The organism is Streptomyces bungoensis (genome assembly GCF_001514215.1).
Taxonomy (GTDB): Bacteria; Actinomycetota; Actinomycetes; order Streptomycetales; family Streptomycetaceae; genus Streptomyces; species Streptomyces bungoensis.
This window is the reverse complement of sequence record NZ_KQ948863.1, coordinates 133,316-151,375: the sequence shown is the minus strand read 5'-3', so window position 1 is coordinate 151,375 and position 18,060 is coordinate 133,316. Positions and strand designations below refer to the sequence as shown.

General features: G+C 69.5%; 17 protein-coding genes and 4 pseudogenes. 8 read left to right on the top strand and 13 right to left on the bottom strand.

What is annotated here, in order from left to right; translation table 11 throughout:
* Window positions 1-198 precede the first annotated feature (198 nt).
* Complete coding sequence (locus AQJ66_RS38430) at window positions 199-573, top strand: GNAT family N-acetyltransferase (protein ID WP_244162913.1); 375 nt, start codon at window positions 199-201, stop codon at window positions 571-573.
* A 550-nt stretch (window positions 574-1,123) separates the two neighbouring features.
* Here AQJ66_RS38430 and AQJ66_RS24345 read toward each other — a convergent pair.
* Window positions 1,124-1,510 carry a hypothetical protein gene (locus tag AQJ66_RS24345; protein WP_061926239.1) on the bottom strand — a complete coding sequence of 129 codons (387 nt, stop codon included), beginning with the start codon at window positions 1,508-1,510 and terminating at the stop codon, window positions 1,124-1,126.
* A gap of 425 nt (window positions 1,511-1,935) precedes the next feature.
* Between AQJ66_RS24345 and AQJ66_RS24340 the strand changes: the two genes are divergently transcribed.
* Window positions 1,936-2,172, top strand: a complete 237-nt coding sequence (locus AQJ66_RS24340) for a hypothetical protein (protein ID WP_061926237.1) — start codon at window positions 1,936-1,938, stop codon at window positions 2,170-2,172.
* Window positions 2,173-2,783: 611 nt separating this feature from the next.
* The gene (locus tag AQJ66_RS38995; RefSeq protein ID WP_159052614.1) at window positions 2,784-2,945 is read left to right on the top strand and encodes a hypothetical protein; all 162 of its coding nucleotides are present in this window, start codon (window positions 2,784-2,786) and stop codon (window positions 2,943-2,945) included.
* A 31-nt stretch (window positions 2,946-2,976) separates the two neighbouring features.
* Here AQJ66_RS38995 and AQJ66_RS24335 read toward each other — a convergent pair whose 3' ends face one another.
* The 4 genes and pseudogenes from AQJ66_RS24335 to AQJ66_RS24325 form a co-directional block, all read right to left on the bottom strand.
* Entirely contained in the window at window positions 2,977-3,354 is a 378-nt protein-coding gene (locus AQJ66_RS24335; protein ID WP_244162912.1) for an STAS domain-containing protein, read from the bottom strand.
* A gap of 115 nt (window positions 3,355-3,469) precedes the next feature.
* Window positions 3,470-3,667: a hypothetical protein gene (locus AQJ66_RS39505; RefSeq protein ID WP_167359182.1), complete on the bottom strand. Its 198-nt coding sequence runs from the start codon at window positions 3,665-3,667 to the stop codon at window positions 3,470-3,472.
* A gap of 311 nt (window positions 3,668-3,978) precedes the next feature.
* Window positions 3,979-4,365 (bottom strand): annotated as a pseudogene (locus AQJ66_RS36725) (IS256 family transposase); the annotation flags it as partial.
* Window positions 4,366-4,492: 127 nt separating this feature from the next.
* Window positions 4,493-5,818: a lanthionine synthetase LanC family protein gene (locus AQJ66_RS24325; protein ID WP_244162911.1), complete on the bottom strand. Its 1,326-nt coding sequence runs from the start codon at window positions 5,816-5,818 to the stop codon at window positions 4,493-4,495.
* A 148-nt stretch (window positions 5,819-5,966) separates the two neighbouring features.
* Here AQJ66_RS24325 and AQJ66_RS24320 point away from each other — a divergent pair, with 148 nt between their 5' ends.
* Window positions 5,967-6,629, top strand: a complete 663-nt coding sequence (locus AQJ66_RS24320; protein WP_061926233.1) for a hypothetical protein — start codon at window positions 5,967-5,969, stop codon at window positions 6,627-6,629.
* A gap of 79 nt (window positions 6,630-6,708) precedes the next feature.
* A pseudogene (locus AQJ66_RS37595) lies at window positions 6,709-7,337 on the top strand (IS5 family transposase); the annotation flags it as partial.
* 214 nt (window positions 7,338-7,551) lie between these two features.
* Here the strand turns inward: AQJ66_RS37595 and AQJ66_RS24310 are convergent.
* Window positions 7,552-7,845 (bottom strand): hypothetical protein, encoded by a 294-nt coding sequence (locus AQJ66_RS24310; protein WP_061926376.1) that lies wholly within the window; start codon window positions 7,843-7,845, stop codon window positions 7,552-7,554.
* Between the two features lie 279 nt (window positions 7,846-8,124).
* Between AQJ66_RS24310 and AQJ66_RS24305 the strand changes: the two genes are divergently transcribed.
* Window positions 8,125-9,522 (top strand): FAD-binding oxidoreductase, encoded by a 1,398-nt coding sequence (locus AQJ66_RS24305; RefSeq protein WP_208611440.1) that lies wholly within the window; start codon window positions 8,125-8,127, stop codon window positions 9,520-9,522.
* A gap of 1,650 nt (window positions 9,523-11,172) precedes the next feature.
* Here the strand turns inward: AQJ66_RS24305 and AQJ66_RS24300 are convergent.
* The 3 genes and pseudogenes from AQJ66_RS24300 to AQJ66_RS24290 all read right to left on the bottom strand — a co-directional run bounded on the left by AQJ66_RS24300 (window position 11,173) and on the right by AQJ66_RS24290 (window position 13,559).
* Window positions 11,173-11,810: pseudogene (locus tag AQJ66_RS24300) on the bottom strand (DJ-1/PfpI family protein).
* Window positions 11,810-12,783, bottom strand: a pseudogene (locus tag AQJ66_RS24295) (GlxA family transcriptional regulator). Before AQJ66_RS24295 ends, AQJ66_RS24300 begins: the two co-directional pseudogenes overlap by 1 nt.
* A gap of 311 nt (window positions 12,784-13,094) precedes the next feature.
* On the bottom strand, window positions 13,095-13,559 hold the full coding sequence (locus tag AQJ66_RS24290; protein WP_244162910.1) for an amidohydrolase family protein: 465 nt from the start codon (window positions 13,557-13,559) through the stop codon (window positions 13,095-13,097).
* Between the two features lies 1 nt (window position 13,560).
* Here AQJ66_RS24290 and AQJ66_RS24285 point away from each other — a divergent pair, with 1 nt between their 5' ends.
* Together AQJ66_RS24285 and ypfJ are read left to right on the top strand one after the other, a co-directional pair.
* Window positions 13,561-13,755: a suppressor of fused domain protein gene (locus AQJ66_RS24285; RefSeq protein WP_061926229.1), complete on the top strand. Its 195-nt coding sequence runs from the start codon at window positions 13,561-13,563 to the stop codon at window positions 13,753-13,755.
* A 244-nt stretch (window positions 13,756-13,999) separates the two neighbouring features.
* Window positions 14,000-14,887, top strand: coding sequence for a KPN_02809 family neutral zinc metallopeptidase (gene ypfJ, locus AQJ66_RS24280; RefSeq protein ID WP_061926227.1), 888 nt, complete (start codon window positions 14,000-14,002; stop codon window positions 14,885-14,887).
* 70 nt (window positions 14,888-14,957) lie between these two features.
* Here ypfJ and AQJ66_RS37585 read toward each other — a convergent pair whose 3' ends face one another.
* From AQJ66_RS37585 to AQJ66_RS24270, 4 genes are all read right to left on the bottom strand, one after another.
* On the bottom strand, window positions 14,958-15,194 hold the full coding sequence (locus AQJ66_RS37585) for a hypothetical protein (RefSeq protein WP_208611439.1): 237 nt from the start codon (window positions 15,192-15,194) through the stop codon (window positions 14,958-14,960).
* Between the two features lie 11 nt (window positions 15,195-15,205).
* Window positions 15,206-15,400, bottom strand: coding sequence for a hypothetical protein (locus tag AQJ66_RS38985; protein WP_159052612.1), 195 nt, complete (start codon window positions 15,398-15,400; stop codon window positions 15,206-15,208).
* 67 nt (window positions 15,401-15,467) lie between these two features.
* Window positions 15,468-16,160 carry a hypothetical protein gene (locus AQJ66_RS24275; protein WP_079060388.1) on the bottom strand — a complete coding sequence of 231 codons (693 nt, stop codon included), beginning with the start codon at window positions 16,158-16,160 and terminating at the stop codon, window positions 15,468-15,470.
* A 776-nt stretch (window positions 16,161-16,936) separates the two neighbouring features.
* A complete protein-coding gene (locus AQJ66_RS24270; protein WP_061926225.1) occupies window positions 16,937-17,503 on the bottom strand; it encodes a dihydrofolate reductase family protein in 567 nt (188 codons plus the stop codon).
* Between the last annotated feature and the right edge of the window lie 557 nt (window positions 17,504-18,060).

Here is an 18,060-nt window from a genome sequence, read left to right as displayed (position 1 = left end):
CGGACGCAGTGGACAATCCAGATCCTGGGGAGTATCCGTCGGTCGACATGCACGGAATCTGAACGGAGACTTAACCGCGTACAAGTCTCACCGCCCTCTCACTCAAAATGGGAAGTAGTGGAAATACAGGTAAGGGGTGGATCCGAAGGTCGGCGTTCGGGCCGCTCCGTGTCAGCCATCCATCGGATCGCGGCGCGCGTGCCAGCTGCCAGTCCAGACCTGCGTCGCATCCTTGCCGACCTCGAACGCCCCCTCGCCATCACCGTCGACGGCGGCGCGCCGCTCGGCGAGGTGATGCCGCGGCGCACCTCCGAGGGCACGGAGCTCGGCCACGCGATCGGCCCAGCGCACCGCGGCCAGGGGCTGGCTGCGCGGGCGGTGCGGGTGATGGCCTCGTACGCCTTCCAGCACCTGAGCGCGAGGCAGGTGATCCTGGAGCTGGAGGCCAAGAACGCTGCTGGCGTCGCCGTGGCTGCCAAGGCGGGCTTCCAACTGCTCGACGCACCGCTGGCCACGGGTGAGGAGAAGCGGCGGCCCTTCGCCCCGCAGGCGTGGGGTCTGGACCGCCCCTGACCTCCATCAGGCTGTCAAGGGGGCAAATGGTGGGCTGCCACCAAGGGCTGCCACCAACAGGCACGAACACCAGTGGTCGAGACCGAACTTCGGCACACAGCAAGGCCAGCTACAGGCCGGGGTGACCTGCGTCGGCGGCCCTACGTGATCGACCTGATAAGGACGGGGCCACCGGGTCAAATCCTGTGCCCGACCGGGGGCGCCGTCCTCAACCTATGGACGGTGCCCCGAGGGGCCCCTGTCCGGGAGCTGTCTACCGACGGGCGGGAGGTGTCCGCGGCGAAGGGCTCGTCGGGGGTGCTGGTGACATCCGGCTGTGCGTGACCGCGCTCTCGCTCGCTCTGGGGCGCTGGGAAGGTCGCGAGGAACCGCTCGAAGCGCTGGGCGGTTTCCCTGCTTATCCGGTTCGGTCGTGGCGCTGGGATCCCGCGCAGGCGTCGTTCCGGCCCTGGACCACACGCTCTGGTCATCCCGGGACGGCCTGTGGCGCGGGGGTCCGGGTTCGTACCGGACCGGGTTGCCGGGGAGGTCTGCGCCTGCTCTGGGCTCATTAAGTCGGCGACTCGGTGGCGCCCTCGCGGGCTGCGGCAGCCAGCGGCTCTTGCCCGGCGGGGTCGAGGAGGACATCGGCGTGGACGGCCAGGACGCCGTGCGGGGTGAAGCCGGTCGGCCAGCAGGCGGCCTCCGCGGGGGCAGGAAAGACGTGGTGCGCAACGCCGAGCCGGCCGAGGAAGGCGGTGGTGTCGTCCCGCAGGGCTTCTGCGTCCACGACGGTCAGCGGCAGGCCTGCGGTGACGGCGAGCCGTGCGGCTGCCGCAAGGAGTGCCTCGCGGCCCGCGAGGCCGTGGTCGTAGAGGAGCAGGCGCACTCGTGTGCCGACGAGTGCGTCGACACACGCCTGGACGGCGCTGTGCTCGAGCTCGGCTGCATTCAGCACAACTGGTCCTCCTGCCACCGGCCTTGGCCGCCTTCCCGACAGCGAGCCGGGCTGCACCGATCGTAAGCGGCCAGGCGGGGGCGAACCTTGAAGGGCGCACTGGGTCGCGCTGCATGGGAAACGCCCCGTGTCAGGAGGCCCTCCCACGGGACGGCGGGCTCTACGCCAGCGACAGCAACCGCTCGGGGTGGTGAGATGTCGCCGGGAGGGAAAGCGATCACCAACCAGGTTCCGCGCTCCAGGAGGCAGGGCAGGTTCCTGGGCAGCGTGGCTGCCAGGTGCGACAGGCTGTGGGTGCTCTCAGTCTGTCTCGATCTGGCGGTGAGCGAAGACGATGACCGTGTCCGGCGTACTGCCCCCGGACACCCACTGCCGGCGGGCGCGCCGCCCGCGCCCCGGCCCCGAGCGCAGACAGGAGACCGCCCGTGACCGCCCGACCCCAGGGCCGCGACTGGACCCGTATGCAGCGCGCCGACTTCGACGACTGCGCCCCGCTCGACCTGGTCGACGCGGCCGTGTGTCGGCCGGTGCCCGCCGTGCCCGACGAGTGCGGGACCCAAGCACTGTTCGGGAAGGACCCGAAGCCCTCGCGGCCCCGCCGCCCCCGCACGCCGGCCCCGGCACCCGCCGAGGACGCTGACACCTTGTTCCGAGAACTCTGAGCCAGCACGTTGCGCCCGTAGGGTGCGGGCATGACGGACCCCGTCCCGCTCACCGGCCGCCAGGCCAACCGGCTCATCACCGTTCTCCGGCACGGCCGGGACCCGGACCGTGCGGCCTCGGAACTCGGCATCGATCTGCGTGCTGTGTGGGCCAGGGCCCGTACCGACACCCGACTGGCGATCTCTCGCCGGCCGGGACCCCGACGTCCTCGAGGAGCGCGGCCACACCCTGCGGGCCGACAACCCTCGTCTCCTGGCGCTCGGGATCTCCCGGGCCGGGCGGAGCTGATCCTCGGTATCAGCGGTGCGAGGGAATGGCGGGGAGACGATCCGGCGTTCGCGGCCGCATGCGACGCGGTCAGCGCCGCCTCACCTCCATGCGGGGCCAGCAGGGCCATCCGGCTGACTCCCCCGCGCGTGGCCCGTTTCCTTTGAGGAACTGAGCAAGCCGGGCACCACCGTTATCGCGGCCGCCGCCGCCATCGGCGTGAGCAGCGGGGCGATCTACCAGCGGCGCGGCCGGGACGAGGAGTTCGCCACGGCCATGGACGACGCGCGGGAATCTGCCCGACAGGCTGCTGCAGACCTGGCCTGACGCAACGTGCAACGCGGTGGGTGGGGACGCGGCGATCGGCGTCCTGACCGTGCTGGGCCAGATCGACCCGGGCGACGGGTTCAAGCGTGCTGCGCGAGACGCGTTCCCCGACATCCGGGCGGCCGCCCTTGCGCAGTTGCCGACAGACACCGGGTTCGACGGGGAGTTGGTGGTGTAGAAAAACGGCCAATTTGGTCGTGGCCGATTGGCTATCGATTCGCCGTGTCGCACACCGTGCGAATTGGCACCTCGCTCTTCCGGCCGAGGAGGGCTTCACACGCCGCGTCCGCGGTGTCGAATATCCGGCAGCTCATGCCGACGCCGGTCAGGTCAAGCACACGTCGCACCACTTGGGTGGGCGCGGCGAGCGACACGGTTCCGTCGACGTTCCGCATGTCGTTGACGGTCCGTACGATGACCCGCAGCCCGGAGGAGTCCATGAACGGCACCCCCGCCAGGTCCAGCACCAGGTGACGTCGTCCGTGCACCACCTGGCCGGCCAACTGGTGCTGAAGGGCGAGGCCGGTGTCAGCGTCGAGCTCTCCGCAGACGGTGATGATCGCGGCGTCGGAGCTGATCACGGCCACCTCGACACCCAGACCTGCTGGTTCGCTCACAAGTTCTCCTCGAATGGGCTCTACACGGCAGCAGCCCGGTTACCCCGCCCGGTGACGTTCATACGCGCTTGCCGCGGTTCCGGTGTCAGCGGATCTCGATCCCGACCCGTTCGCCGGCGCGGGTGACGAGGTCGCCGATGGACTCGGCTTCGACCCGGCTACCGAGGCCCGGCTCGACCACGAGGCCACCGCCCACGTCAAAGAGAACCGCCCGGAGCGCACCCGCACCGGCTATGCCGCCGACTGGAACACCTTCCATCCTCGACGCGCGGGTGTGGGCCATGAAGCAGGAGGAGGCCCACGCGACACCAGCAGGTCGACACCGCGCAGCGGATCGTTCTACGTAACGGCAGCCTCGACCCGAACACGCCGCTGAACTGGAAGGTGTACAGCGACAGCTATCCCCTCGGCTGAGTCCCCCTGGCTGATCCACTACGACAGACCCGGCAGGCTCGCGGCGCCCGGGACCGGGCCCGTCGATCCCCACGCGGCGGCCTGCCGCGCCGTGATCCACTGGATCACGGCGACCGCCACCAGCGCTCGGTCGCGCCGCCCGGCCGCGCCAGGACCGCCCCCGCGGCACCCCGATGTCGAGCTGCCGAACAACTGCTCCAGCGCGGGGACGAAGTCGCCGGAGGGCAATCCGTTCAAATAGGGCAGCGGTAGCACCTCGCTGATCTTCGGGGACTTCCGTGCCCAGGGCGGCAGGATCGCCGAGGAGAACCGCTCGCGCTCCCCAGTAGTCTCGTCGACGCGCTTGTCGTTCGCTCGAGGAGCCATCGCCTCCACCGCCCCAGTGGCCGTGGTCACCGACCTGGGCTGTTGGTAGCGGTCGCGGGCCATCAGACGGCGACTGTTCTCGTCCCGCTGATCAGCCAACTCGGCTATTTATGCCTTGCCTTCGGCTTCCAGGGCGGCGGCGAGATGACAGCCATCCTTGAGGGCGAGATCCCGGCTTGAGAGGCCGCGCGCACCCGGCACGTCCGCGTTGGCACTGCTCACCGCACGCGGGCCCTGCTCTTGGCCGGTGCCTAAGCCGCCGCGGCAATGACCCACACGGCAACGCGGATGCCGTCGGCGCGCATCACTCAAGGGGGGCCGAAGAAACTCAGGAAGCCGTCATACGGAGGTGCGCCGGTACTGCCCACCACTGGTCCGGGCGGTCCACCACCACGGCCTCGGGACCGGTCTCGACCAACCGGCCGAGGCGCAGGAGATAGGCTGCGATGCCTGCCGCACCCTGCATCCACGCTGTGCTCGGCGGTAGCAGCGGAGGATCCTTGCGGTGTTCCAGGAAGCGCCATCGGGCGCCTGCTTCGTCCTTGATCGCCCGCTCCACCAGCGCATCACCCATCCTGCGCGCCCCGTGGAACAGGGTCTCCGCCTCTGCGATCGTCCGGCAGGCCTGGACCGCGTCCAGAAGCACGTCTCCGACACCCGCTGTTCCGCAGCAGCGGCCATCGTTGTCCCAGAAGCCGGGGCGGAGGCGTTCCGGCAGCCCCGAATCGAGGATCGAGGTCAGACAACGCCGCCGTAGTTCCTCGATCTCGAAGCCTTCCACCTCTGCGACCCCCGCGTATGACAGCGCCGCGAACAACAGCGACGTGCCCGCCGGTCCGTGACACCAGGAGTACGTCACCGGTTCCACTTCCCGACTCGACGGAGGAATCGTGTGCGGGACGACGAAACCTCCGTCCTCCAAGGAACCTACCGACAGGACGTGCTGGGCCCCCTGCACAGCGGCCTGAAGAAAGTCCTCCCTCTCCAGCGCCGCACCCGCCACCGCCAGCGCCGCCGCGATTCCGGCAGTGCCGTGCGAGTAGTTCGGCATCCTCGATGGCATGCCCGGCACCATCCCCCAGTCCAGGCCTGCCTGGGTACGGTCCGCCACCCGTAGCAGCGCCTCGCCGCCCGTCGTCGCGATCCGCTGGGAGAACTCGCTCTTCGCCCAGACCGCCGTCAGCACCACGCCTGCGGTTCCCATGACCAGGTCGCTCACAGGGGCATCCGAACCCTGTTCGACATCGAGTGTGGTCTTCCAGCCTGCAGGAGTCGCCAGATCGGCCAGCCGCCGCAGCGCGGTCAGTTCCTCACCCGGGGCGAGAAGCCTCAACGCCATTGCGTCGCCGGCGAGACCGTCGTACAACGACGGCTCCGTTCTGCTTCTGGCCTGCGCCGACAGTCTTGCCACGATCCCTGCCGCCAGGCTCTCTTCCCTTTCGCTCAGCTGCCGGTACTGTGCGATCTCAGCCAGCACCGGAACCAACCCCGCGATTCCCGCGTACAGCGAGTCACGGTCCTTCGCAGGTACCGGCACCTGACCGTCCTGCGACACTGTCTCCGGCAGCCACGGGCCCTCGTCCTCACGCACCTGGCTCAGGACCCATGCCCAGGCGGCCTCACCCAACTCCAGGTACGCATCGCTCCTCACCACCCGACCACGCTACAGCCTACCTGGGCGCCCAGTACGGCATCCGTCTACTCGGTCGGTGGCGGTTGGCGGCGTTCTCCGCGGCGCCGCCGTACATCAGAGGTAGCCGTTGCGCCCCGGCGCGCGCAGGGGCGGCCCCGAGGTGCCGACCGTGATCGCCCTCACCGACGTCGCCGCCTTCATCACCTGCTACGTGGGCCTGGCGCGTATTCCGCAACCTCATCAGCTTCCGTCGGCCGTCGTCGGCAGCCGGCTGTCCATGAAGACCCAGCACGTTCTGGGCGACAGCGTCGCGGTGCACCTGGAACCGACCATTTCCTCGGCGGACCGGGCGCTGCAGCACCGGGATGTGGCCGCGGGGCTGACCCGGAGCGGGACGAGCACCTTGTCCCTCGACGTCGCGAGCGCCAACGGGCTGTCTGCGACCAACGCGCTGGAAGGTTTTGTCTCGGCCTACGCCCACGGCGCGGCCAAGGACGTCACGGTGCAGGACGCCGTGCCGCTGACCCACCGCGACAGTCGAGGCCTGGCGGGTTTGAATGTGGCCTTCGGCGTCAGCCTGTGCGGCTTCGTCCTGGCGGAGAGCCTTCCGGCACTGTCCCGGCGCCTGCACATACGGCATCGTTTCGCCCTGATGAGGGGCTTCGCGGTCGCTACGGGCGTGGGTCGCGGCCGCCTTGGCCGGGCCGGCGCTGGAAGCGGTGCCCGCTCCCCCCTGTTTTCCCCTGGCGGTGTGACACGCCAGGTCCGCGCAGGCATGAGGAGCAGGATCGCCGCGAATACTGCGCCGACGGCGGCCTGCGCGACGTCATGAGCAATCAGGACACACTCCGGGGCACCCACGCCTTCAACTGGTCCGCGCCGTACTCGCGTCGGCACCTCGCAAGAGCGGCATCCTCGCCGCTGTCCTGGCAGCGGCGGACGCCGACGACGACATCGACTGGACGGTGTCGGTGGACTCCACGGTCATCCGGGCCCACCAGCACGCTGCCGGGGCACGTAAAAGGGGGCGGCTCGATCCGGTGAGCCCGCAGATCACGCCCTCGGACGCTCCCGCGGCGGGCTGAGCACAAAGGTCCACCTGGCCGGACACGGCGGGGCACGGCCCCTAGCCTTCACCATCACCGCAGGTCAGGCTGGTGACGCACCCGCCTTCGAGACCGTGATGTCCCGCATCCGCGTGCCCCGCACCGGCCCCGGAAGACCACGAACCCGGCCCCTCGCCGTGCTGGCCGACCGGGCCTACCCCTCCCGCGCGATCCGCAGCCACCTCCGGCGCCGGGGAATCCGGGCGGTGATCCCGCAGCCTTCCGACCAGATCGGCCACCGTCTACGGCGGGGCCGCCAAGGCGACCGCCCACCCGGCTTCGACCGCGAGGTCTACAAGCAACGGAACACCGTCGAGCGGTGTATCAACCGGCTCAAGCAGTGGCGCGGCCTGGCCACACCATCCGACAAGCTCGCCATCGCCTACCAGGCCGCACTCCACCTCGCCGGCATCCTCATCTGGACCCGACGCTGACCAAAGAGACAGAACCTAGCCGCCGGACACAGTTCACAGCCCTACGGCGGCCCCGACCTCGTCGTCCATCCGCGCTTCGGCCCTGGGTCGGAATTTCAATTCGTCCGCTTTTTCGAGTGCTGGCGAATGACGAAAGGCGTCATGAACAGGACCATGTCCCGATAATCGGGCATCGGTCGGTGCCGTCTGCGTCTCCCGAACCGGAGGGCGGCGGTCAATCCGCGTTGTCGACGATCTCGGCGATCTGCGAGAACTCCACAGATGGTGCCACGCCGTACAAGTCCGTTACTCGCGCGCGCAATTCCTCGGAGAAGAATTGCTCTGCCTCTTGTCTCGACTCCCAGACGTAGAAATTCACAGCCTGCTGCCGATTTTCGTCGAAAGTGAAGAACTTGAACCGCAGACCCGGCATGCCTTCGAACATGCCACGCGCGTTCTTGGCGACGTCGGTGATCCGTGCGCTATCAAAGTCGCCGGCATAGGAGAACGTAACGGTGACGCCGATCACGACCGCTCCCTCCGCCATAGGGGCAGGGACGCCTTCACTTCCTCTTGCTAGGCAGCACCGCGCGGACCAGCCACCGAACGTGGCCCCTCCGCGAGCGGCGAAGACATTTCCGCCGGCGTGCGGGGCGTGGCGGGCAGGCGGACACTGTTGTCGCGGGGTCTTCACCCTGCTGGTCTTCATCACAGGCGCGTACGGATCCTCGCTCCACGCCCTGCAGCCCGTCCGGACGTCGCGTTCGCTTCCGTCTGCGCGCCGCGCGCGTGTACAGGGGCGTCGACTATGGGCGGAATCAACGGACCGGCTCTTGAGAGTCTGCGTGGAGCGCTGAGAGGACCCGTCATCACTCCGGGAGATCCCGGCTACGACGAAGCCCGCGGTGTTTACAACGCCATGATCGACCGGCGTCCGGCGGCGATTGCCGGGTGCGTCGACGTCGCGGACGTAAGGACTGTGCTCTCCTTCTCCCAGGGCGCCGGATTGGAGCTGGCGGTGCGGGGCGGCGGACACAGCGGCCCGGGGTTGTGCCTGGTCGACGACGCGCTGACGCTCGACCTGACCCCGATGCGCTGGGTGGACGTCGACCCGGAGACGAGGACCGCGAAGGTGGGCGGCGGCAGCCTGTGGGGCGACCTCGACCACGCGACCCACACGTTCGGCCTGGCCACACCGGCCGGGATCGTATCGACCACGGGAGTCGGCGGTCTCACCCTCGGCGGCGGGCACGGGCACCTGACCCGCAGGTACGGTCTGACCATCGACAACCTGCTGTCCGCCGATGTGGTCCTCGCCGACGGCACGTTCGTCACGGCGTCGGAAGACGACCACCCGGACCTGTTGTGGGCTCTGCGGGGTGGCGGCGGCAACTTTGGCGTGGTCACGTCGTTCACGTTCCGGTTGCACCCCGTGGACACCGTGGGCGTCGCGATCACCGTCTGGCCCATCGCCCGTACGCGAGACGTGCTCCAGTGGTACCGGGAGTTCCTGCCCGGTGCGCCTCACGAGCTCAGTGGATTCTTCGCCCTGCTGACGGTACCGCCCGGGCCGCCCTTCCCCGAGCCGATCCACGGGCAGAGGGCGTGCTGCGTCGTGTGGTGCTACACCGGCGACCTGGAAGGCGACCGTCTGGAAGAGACACTGACAGTCGTCGACACGCCCGGGCCACCGGCATTCCACTTCAGCACCCCCATGCCCTACCCCGACCTGCAGCGCATGTTCGACGGGCTGCTGCCGAAGGGACTGCAGTGGTACTGGCGCGGTGACTTCTTCGACGCCATCCCCGACGAGGCCATCGCCGTACATGAGCAGTACGGCCAGAACCTCCCCACCGGCCTGTCCACGATGCACCTGTACCCGGTCGACGGAGCCACCCGCCGTGTCGACGCCGGTGACACAGCCTGGGCCTACCGGCACGCCACGTGGTCCGGTGTCATCGCCGGCATCGACCCCGAGCCCGCCAACGCCGGCCTGATCCGCCACTGGTGCGTCGACTACTGGAGCGACCTGCACCCCTACTCCATGGGCGGCGCCTACATCAACTTCCTCGGCGAGGAGGAGAGCACCGACCGGGTCCGGGGCACGTACCGCGATCACTACGACCGCCTCGCAGCAATCAAGCACACGTACGACCCCGACAACTTCTTCCACGCGAACCAGAACATCCCACCCGCCACTTCGTGAGCGGCCCGCCGGGCGCGCGGGACACGCCCCAGGGGCGGCAGCGGCGGTTCACCGGCGGCGCGCGTCCACCTGGCTCTCCACCCTCCACCGGGGACGACCAGCCCGCACACCTGCATCGTCGCGGCCGGCCGGACGTCGCCGATGCCAGCGGCGGGGTAGATCCTGGGGATCTGAAGCGGCAGCCGACGGCGGCGTTGCGCCGGCTGGCTGCCATACCACGAGGATACGACATGGCCGCTTCTGCAGACCGCGAAGTCGAGTCCGTATGAGGGAACGCGTCGAACGGTGAGTTCACGCACCGCCACGTGGTGGCCGGGACAAGGCATGCGGTCCGGGTACTCAAGACCAGTCACCCCTCCGACGTCTTACACGTGAGTGTGGGGTCTCCCGGGCAGCCTGCGCGGCCGAGAAGGGCGTAACCGCATCGAGCGGCGCGGGCGGGCCTGACAGCCAGGCGCCCAGACCGACGCGTCGGCCGCCGTAAACTCCCGCTTGCCGAGCGGGACGCTGCCTGCCAGCGACAGAGCCATCTCGCCGAGTCCGTACGCACCGACCGGAAACGTGTCGAGGCGGCTTTGCCGGCATCGTCCCACCGACAGGCGGCCAAGCCGGCCGACTTGCGGAAGCAAGCACTCAGCTCTCTGGGTGAACAGCCCGACGATTGCCGAGGTGGCAGCCGGCAGGACGATGCCGTTCTGGGCTCGCGGCAGGCCGTGCCCGATGAGCGGGCCGGCCGCGCGCAGCAGCAGCAGCAGGGGACGACGACGCTCAGGATCCAGATCCTCGCTGAGCCCCAAGAGCGGTGGAGCCGGCGGCCAGGATCTGGACATGGCCGGCGCGGCCGCGAACCGGGACGAGTTCCTCGGGCAGTCGCGCGGAGTGGGACGGCGAACGCCAGGCGGCCAAGCGCATCGGAGCGCACGACCGGCTGGTGCATGAACGCCCGCCGCAACGCGCGCGACTACGCGCGTCTTCCCCAGCGCTCCGAAGCACACCTGGACTGGGCACTCGTCCCACGATGGCCCGACGTCTCACCCGCAGGAGCCCCCGACCGAAACAGTGGATACGGAAGACGCTGTCCGCCGGATCACGGCCGTCCAGCTGTCCTACCCGCGGCCGCTTCAACACCTAGTGCGCCGACGCCAACACGAAAGGCCGGGGCCCTGGGGAGGGGACTGCTGCAGCGCGGCAACCCGCGCCTGATCGTGTGCATGCCGGCGCGCGGTGTCATGGTGAGCCGGTGCGGACTCGGGTCCCTGTGCGGTTTCGGCGGGCGGCCAGTAAGTCGCCACCTCGCCGGTCGGACCAGCCTCCGCGCATCGCCGCGCTCAGTGGCCGAAAATCGAACAACGACAGCGTGCACCACCACGGCAAGCAGAATCCGGGCGTGGGGCCAGAAAGCCGCGCTCACTACTCCAAGCACGGCTTTGTCGTGGATTGTCGTCGTTGCATGAAGCAGATGCCTTTACCGGGCACGTATATGGCGCCGATGCACTTCGGCACCCGGTGGCGCAGGCGATGACCAGGTGGCGCATTCCGCCCCCTGCGTGATGTCGCCACTCATCGCCTGCAGCATGTGCCGCAGGACTGGCCAGGATCGCCCACCGGGAGTCGGCCACCCGATTTATGCGAAACAGCGTCTCGCGTGTGTCAGACAATGCCGACGACCAGGTCGCTGGCGCGTAGGGCTGTGACGAGGGCGGCAGGGGCGGTGGCGGTGGAACCCGTGCTGTAGGGCGGTTGAGGGTCGTACTCGACCACGAGCTGCACGGCCTGAGCGATCTCGTCACCGGCCATGCGGCCGGTCAGGCACAGGGCGAGGTCGATGCCGGCCGAGACGCCGGCAGCGGTGGCGTACTTGCCGTCGATGACGACCCGTTCCGTGTCGGGAGAGGCACCGAACGCCGAGAGGTGGTCCAGGCAGACCCAGTGCGACGTGGCCCGGCGGCCGGCGAGCAGCCCGGCGGCCCCCAGCAGCAGGGAGCCGGAACAGACCGAGGCGGTCCACGTGCTGGTCTCATCGACTCGGCGGATCCAGTCGAGGGTGGGCTCGTCCGCAAGGAGGTCCGCGGTCCCGGGGCCGCCCGGGACGAGCAGGACATCGGGTGCGGTCACCTCGGAGAGTGCGGCATCGGCAGTGAGGGCGAGGCTTGTCATCTCCGTACGGGCCTGGCCCGGCCGGGCTGCGGTGAAGACGACTTCCGCGCGGGGATGCGGGAGAGGATCTCGTACGGTCCGACGGCGTCCAGTGCCGTGAAGCGCTCGTACAACAGGATGGCGATCTGCATCAGTTTGCTCCGGTCGGGTGCGTACGGAAGCGGCGACGGTATTCGGTGGGCGATACGGCCAGAGCGCGGACGAAGGCGCGTCGCATCGACTCCGGGGTTCCGAAGCCGCAGGTGCGTGCGATTTCCTCGATTCCGGCCTCGGTGTCTTCCAGTCGACGGCGGGCCGTCTCCAGCCGGATGCCGTCCACGTACCGGCCCGGTGTCACCCCGACCTCGGCGGCGAAGGCACGCGCGAAGTGGCGGGGGGGGACAGGGCACACCGCTCGGCGAGCGCGGCCACCGAGAGGTCGCCGTCCGGGTGTTCGGCGATCCAGCACTGGACGTCGCGCAGCGGGTGCCGTTCGGCGAGCTGGGCGGTGAGCTGGGTACTGAACTGTGCCTGACCGCCCGGCCTGCGCAGGAACACCACCAGGTGCCTGGCCACCTGCAGCGCGGCGTCCCGGCCGAGATCCTCCTCGATGAGCGCCAGGGCGAGGTCGATGCCCGCGGTGACGCCGGCCGATGTGGCGATGTTCCCGTCCTCGACGTAAATCGGTTCGGGATCGACGTCGATGTCAGGGTGGCGTCGGGCGAGGGAGTCGCAGTACGCCCAGTGCGTGGTGGCACGCCGTCCGGCCAGCAGCCCGGCCTCCGCGAGCAGGAAAGCGCCAGTGCACACCGACACCACCCGTTCGGCTCCGGCCGCCAGCCGGCCGATCCGCCGCACCACCGCCGGATCGGGATCGATCGTGCCCGCGCCGCCAGGCACCAGGAGCGTGTGGGCCGGTCCGACGTGATGAAGGTCGTCGTCGGACAGCAGCCGGAGCCCGCTGGACGTGCGTACCGGCCTGCCGCCGGGCCCGGCGGTCGTGATCCGGTACAGGTCCGGCTGTCCCACGGCGGCCCCCGCCCCGGTGAAGACCTCCAGAGGGCCGGTCACGTCAAGGCTCTGCACGCCCTCGTAGAGGACGATGACCACGCTGATGGAACTCATGCAGCTCAGCCTGGCAGTGGGCCGACACGGCAGCAATGACGCGTTTGCCACCTTTCCTGCCATCGCTCGGCGAGAAACCGCCGACACGCTGCTGGATCAGGTGCAGGTGGACAGCGGCCGCGGGTGCTGCCCGCGACAGGATGTTCCGCCACCGGCTCCGTGAGATACCAAGGACCCGCAAGCGAAGGTCCGCAGGACAGCGGATCTTCGGGGCAACCGTCGCCAGCACGTGGCACCACGCCGGGTCGTCCGGCGACCCGCACTCCATCTCGCGGCGATCCTCATGCGGGCCCGGCGCTGCTCCGGCACTGTCAGACCCTGAAGATCCGTCGTGCGTTGCCGGACAGGAACAGCTCGGTGGCTTCCTCGTCCAGGCCCAGTTCCCCAAGGTGTTCCAGCGCCTGGCTAGCGGTGATCATGGGGTAGTTGGTACCGAACAGCACCTTCCTACGGCCCCGGCCGCGCAGGTAGTCGACCAGCTCGCGCGGGTAGCGGCGAGCGGTGTAGGCACTGGTGTCGATGTACACGTTGGCGTGCTTGTCGGCCACCGCGATCATCTCCGTGGTCCACGGGTAACCGATGTGCCCGCACACGATGGTCAGCTCGGGGAAGTCGAGCGCGACCTGGTCGATGTACGGGATGGGGCGGCCGGTCTCCGACGGGCGCAGCGGCTCGGTGGGCCCGACCTGCGTGCAGAACGGGATGCCGAGGTCCACGCAGGCCGCGTACAGCGGGTAGTACAGCCGGTCGGTGGGTGGGAGCTGCCACAGCCCCACTGTGCAGCACAAACTCCACGGCCCCGGTCTGGAGAAATGCCCGCTGGCCGACGGGCACGCCCGTATTGTCTGGGTGCTGCCGGTGACGGCGGCCGAGATGGAGTACCGCCGCACGCACGGTCACAAAGCCCTTGAACGGCTCTTCGACCAGTACGCGATCGTCCCGACCCACCCGAGGCGGCCATCCGTCGTCTGACCCTCGCGGGCACGTTCCCGGCACCGGCGACAGGCGGGGCCCCGCTGCGCGGTCGACGGCATGGAGCGGCCGGTACCGCGCACGGCGGTCCGCCGTTCACCCACAGAGCGGCGTCGCGGCGTCACCCGCCGGATCCTCCAAGAGGTGGAGCAGGAAGAGGACGGGATGGGGATGTCCTCTTACGGGGTAGGCGAGCGGGACGACGCGGGGCGGCCCGGCGCGCTGCTTGAGGGAGGGTCAACGTATGCAATTCGACGACGATGCTGCTCTGGACACGTCCGAGGTCACGGACGGGCGGGGAGGTGCGCTGGGCGGAATCCCGGGCGGCGGGAAGACCATCGGAGGGGGAGTGGTCGGGCTCGTGGTGCTGGTCGCTTCCGTGCTCTTGGGTGTCGACCCCGGCATGTTCGGCTCGGGCAGCAGCGACACGTCCTCGTCCGGCAAGTCAGCCTCGGACCTCGCGGCGGACTGCCGTACCGGTGCCGACGCCAACCGCAAGGAGGAGTGCCGGATCGTCGCCGTGGTCGACAGCGTGCAGGCATTCTGGAAGCAGACGGAGACGGCCGCCGGCAAGCCCTACGAGCAGGCCCCGACGTTCCTGTTCACCGGGAGCGTGAACACCGGCTGCGGGAACGCGACTTCCGACGTCGGCCCCTTCTACTGCTCAGCCGATGACAAGGTCTATCTCGACCTCAACTTCTTCAACGACCTGAGCAGCAAGTTCGGCGCCAAGGGCGGACCGTTCGCCGAGGCCTACGTCATCGCGCACGAATACGGCCACCACTTCCAGGACCTCAGCGGAACGATCTCCCGCGGCAGCGGAAAGGGCCAGAACAGCGGCTCGGTGAAACTAGAGTTGCAAGCGGACTGCTACGCCGGTGTGTGGGCCCACCACGCCACCACCACCCCCGACCCCAAGAGCGGTAAGCCACTGATCACCGACTTGACGAAGGACGACATCAACCGCGGGCTGGACGCGGCCGCCGCTGTCGGAGACGACCGTATCCAGCAGCGCTACCAGGGCAAGGTCACACCCGACACCTGGACCCACGGCTCCGCGAGCCAGCGCCAGCAATGGTTCTCCACCGGCTACCGCTCCGGCCGCGTCGCCAGCTGCAACACGTTCAGCTGACCACGCTGACAACCACGGCACGACGCCCGGCTGCGCTCACGACCGGACAGCCTCCGATGGCCGGACGGGATCACTGGACTGGGCTCAGGGCTGCTCTGCCTTCTCCGGGCCCGCCCGCGAGGTGATAGTGGCCCGCGCGGATGCAGCGGATCACCAGCCGCAGGGCCGCGCGGCGCCGCAGGGAGCAGGCGTGTCCGACCTCGGCGCGGGCGGACAGCGGGGCGGTCTTGCTGGTCTGACGCAGCCAGGCCTGTTGCACCGTTCGGTCCGTCAGTTGGATGCGTCCGGGTCCGGATGTGAGGTGCATGCTCACCTTGTTCAGCGGGTCGGGGGCCGGTGGCCGGGCTGGTTCGTGTCGGGCGGGGGCGGCTGGCGCAGCGGTGAGATCGGCGGTAGCAAGGCGGCGCGTTCGGCGGGTGGTTGGGGCCCGCATCTGTTCCAGGCGGTCTGGACGCGGGCGTGGGTGTACAGGTCGATGGCGTCGGTGAGGTGGCCCCATTCCTCGCCGTCCAAGCCCGCCGGGCGTGGGCCGAGCTGTCGGGGCCGGCGCGGTGGTGCCCGGCCGGGCGGGGAGCCGCGGTCAGGTGAGGACGTTGACGGCTCGGGCGACGACGAGTCCGAGGATGAGGAGGGAGACGACGGACTGGAGGGCCATGGCGATCTTGGCCCATGGGGCCAGTGGCATGACGTCGGTGGGGCTGAAGGCGGTGGCGTTGGTGAAGCCGAGGTAGAGGTAGTCGATGTAGCGGGGGCGCCAGTGGGTGGCGTTCAGTTCGGGGCTGAGGTGCTGGGGGAAGGCGAGAGCGGGGGTGGGCGGCACGTGGTGGGCCCGGGCGGCGGGTCCGCCGCTGTCGAGTTCGAAGTACAGCAGGGAGAACGCGAGGACGGTGGAGGCCCACACGCTGCCGCCGGCTTGCAGGAGGGCGTCGGCGGAGTTGGTCTCGTTGCCGCCGTGCACGAGGTCGTCGGTCAAGCGGATGGTCGACCAGATGGCGCTGCACGCGAGCACGCCGACCAGGGCGATCGACATCGCGCGCAGGGCGGCCGAGCGGCGGCTGATGCGGCCCGGGTCGCCGGCGATCAGCGCCACCAGGAGCAGCCCTTCGACGAGGGGGAGCGCCCAGCGGGGCCCCAGGCGCAGGTCGTCGGGCAGCAGCAGGGTCAGCACCGCGGCGGCGATGACGGCTGCGGCCATCGGCCAGCGGGCCTCGCCGTACGGCGCCTGCTGGGGCTCGTGCCGACTGCTCTGGTCGCGGGGGTGCTGTCCGGTCATGGTCGGCTGCCGTCCGGGGTCAGGCTGGTGAGGCGGGTGCGGTGGAGGACCGGCCGCTGTCGTGTCCTTTCGAGTGCCATCGCCTCATTGTGTGGAGGGGCTGCCGTGTCGGCGTCGTGTGACACGCGGAGCGGTTGACCAGCGTCCGTCGTCTCTCATCCGGCTGGTGTGAGGGTGTGTCGGGCTGCGACGGGTCATGCCGGCGCCTGTCCTCAGCCGCCCGCGCGGCTCGGGGTTCCGATGGGTGGCCGGGTCAGCGTGGGTGGGGTGCGTTCGCGCGGAGTGTTCGAGGTCTTCGTGGCGGCGTTCGACCAGTCCGTCGGTGACGAGGACGAGCAGTTATCCGGGTTCGACGGGGACCTGGTGGGCGGGTGGGTGGGGCAGGCCGAGGCCGAATCGACACAGCTTCCGCAAGCGTCACCGCGAGATGGTCATCCTCTTCCTCGGCTCTCCCCAGTTCATCAAGAGCCGCCCGTACGATGATCACCGTGACCGCCCGCCGCAACCTTGGCACGGGCTCAGAGGCTCCCGCCCAGGGCATCCGCGCCGCACAGGCCGCCCTTCTCGACGCACTGCCCGGCGTCCGTCTGCCAAACCTCAGCGCGTTGCGAGCCCGCGGGGTCCTCGGCGCCCACCCCGCAGCACCGCGTCCCCGCAGCGGGTCCTCCGACCGGGCGGCACGGAGAACACGCTGGGCCGACGCTCGTAGCGCAGATGCTTTCTCGCGGTCGGCACGACTCAGAAGCCCGTCAGCAGAGCGTATTAGGTACTGCTGCTCAGCGCCTCGTCTCGTACCTGGTCAGGACCACGCCGCCGGGAAATGTCCGCGTTTCCACCAGGGTCAGGTTCACCCAGCTGTCCAACGCGGTGAAGAACGGCGTGCCGCCGCCCACCAGGACCGGATGGGTGACGATCGCGTACTCGTCGATCAGTCCGGCGCGCATGGCCGCCCCGGCGAGCGTTGCGCCGCCGATGTTCATCGGGCCGCCGTCCTCGGCCTTGAGCCGGGTGATCTCGGCGATCGCGTCGCCGGTGAACAGGCGGGTGTTCCAGTCGACCTTGTCGATCGTCGAGGAGAACACCACCTTCGGCGTGTCCCGCCAGTTCCGCGCGAACTCGATCTCCGCCGGGGTGGCGTTGGGCTGCTGGTCGCCGGTCGGCCAGTAGGAGCTCATCGTCTCCCACAGCTTGCGCCCATACAGCGACAGGCCACTCGCCTGTTCGTGGTCGAACCACCACTGGAACAGCTCGTCGCTCGGCGGTCCGCTCCAGCCGATGTCGTCGGCGGCCGCGGCGATGTAGCCGTCCAGGGTCAGGTTCATGCCGTAGACCAGTTTCCGCATGGCCGAGCCTTTCGTCCGTGGGTGTCCCGGCGTATAGACCAGCGCAGCGCGGGAAACTCATCGGTGCGCGATCCGGGCTCGCCGTAGCCTTCGTGCTCGGGGCTCAGCGTGGTGTACTCGGCCTGCTCGGACAAGCCGCCTGATCCCGACCTCGCCCTGGCGACGAAATGTCCCGGATATGAGACTGATCATGGTTGACAAGGCCGTGAGTCAGCCAAGAAAGCCCAGGTCACAGGCGCTCCGACGAGACCGCTGTCGACTGCGCGGTCGACTCGACTCCCGGGAGGGCCTGGCGGCCCGCTGGCCATTCACGTCAACTCGGTCAAACCCCGGTCGGCTCGACTCCGATCAGCTTGGGCCGCGAGGTCCCGCCCAAGCTTCGGGATGCGATGACCGGCGCGTGCTGGTTACGCTCGCTGAGTGGCCGGGTGATGACGGCCCCCAGGCCGTGGCGCAGCGGTCGCGCGCCCCGCACGGCGGAAGCGAGGACTGCTCGTCCGCTGGATCATGGGCTGGGCTAGGGCCGGACCGAGGCGAGGGCCGGCCAGTGCCCTTAA

Bases quoted from the DNA above. Each gene is read 5' to 3' on its own strand.
- AQJ66_RS37585 (WP_208611439.1), bottom strand. From the start codon at position 15,194: ATGCACCTCACATCCGGACCCGGACGCATCCAACTGACGGACCGAACG.
- AQJ66_RS24275 (WP_079060388.1), bottom strand. From the start codon at position 16,160: ATGACCGGACAGCACCCCCGCGACCAGAGCAGTCGGCACGAGCCCCAG.
- AQJ66_RS24270 (WP_061926225.1), bottom strand. From the start codon at position 17,503: ATGCGGAAACTGGTCTACGGCATGAACCTGACCCTGGACGGCTACATC.
- AQJ66_RS39505 (WP_167359182.1), bottom strand. From the start codon at position 3,667: ATGGCCCACACCCGCGCGTCGAGGATGGAAGGTGTTCCAGTCGGCGGC.
- AQJ66_RS24305 (WP_208611440.1), top strand. From the start codon at position 8,125: ATGGGCGGAATCAACGGACCGGCTCTTGAGAGTCTGCGTGGAGCGCTG.
- ypfJ (WP_061926227.1), top strand. From the start codon at position 14,000: ATGCAATTCGACGACGATGCTGCTCTGGACACGTCCGAGGTCACGGAC.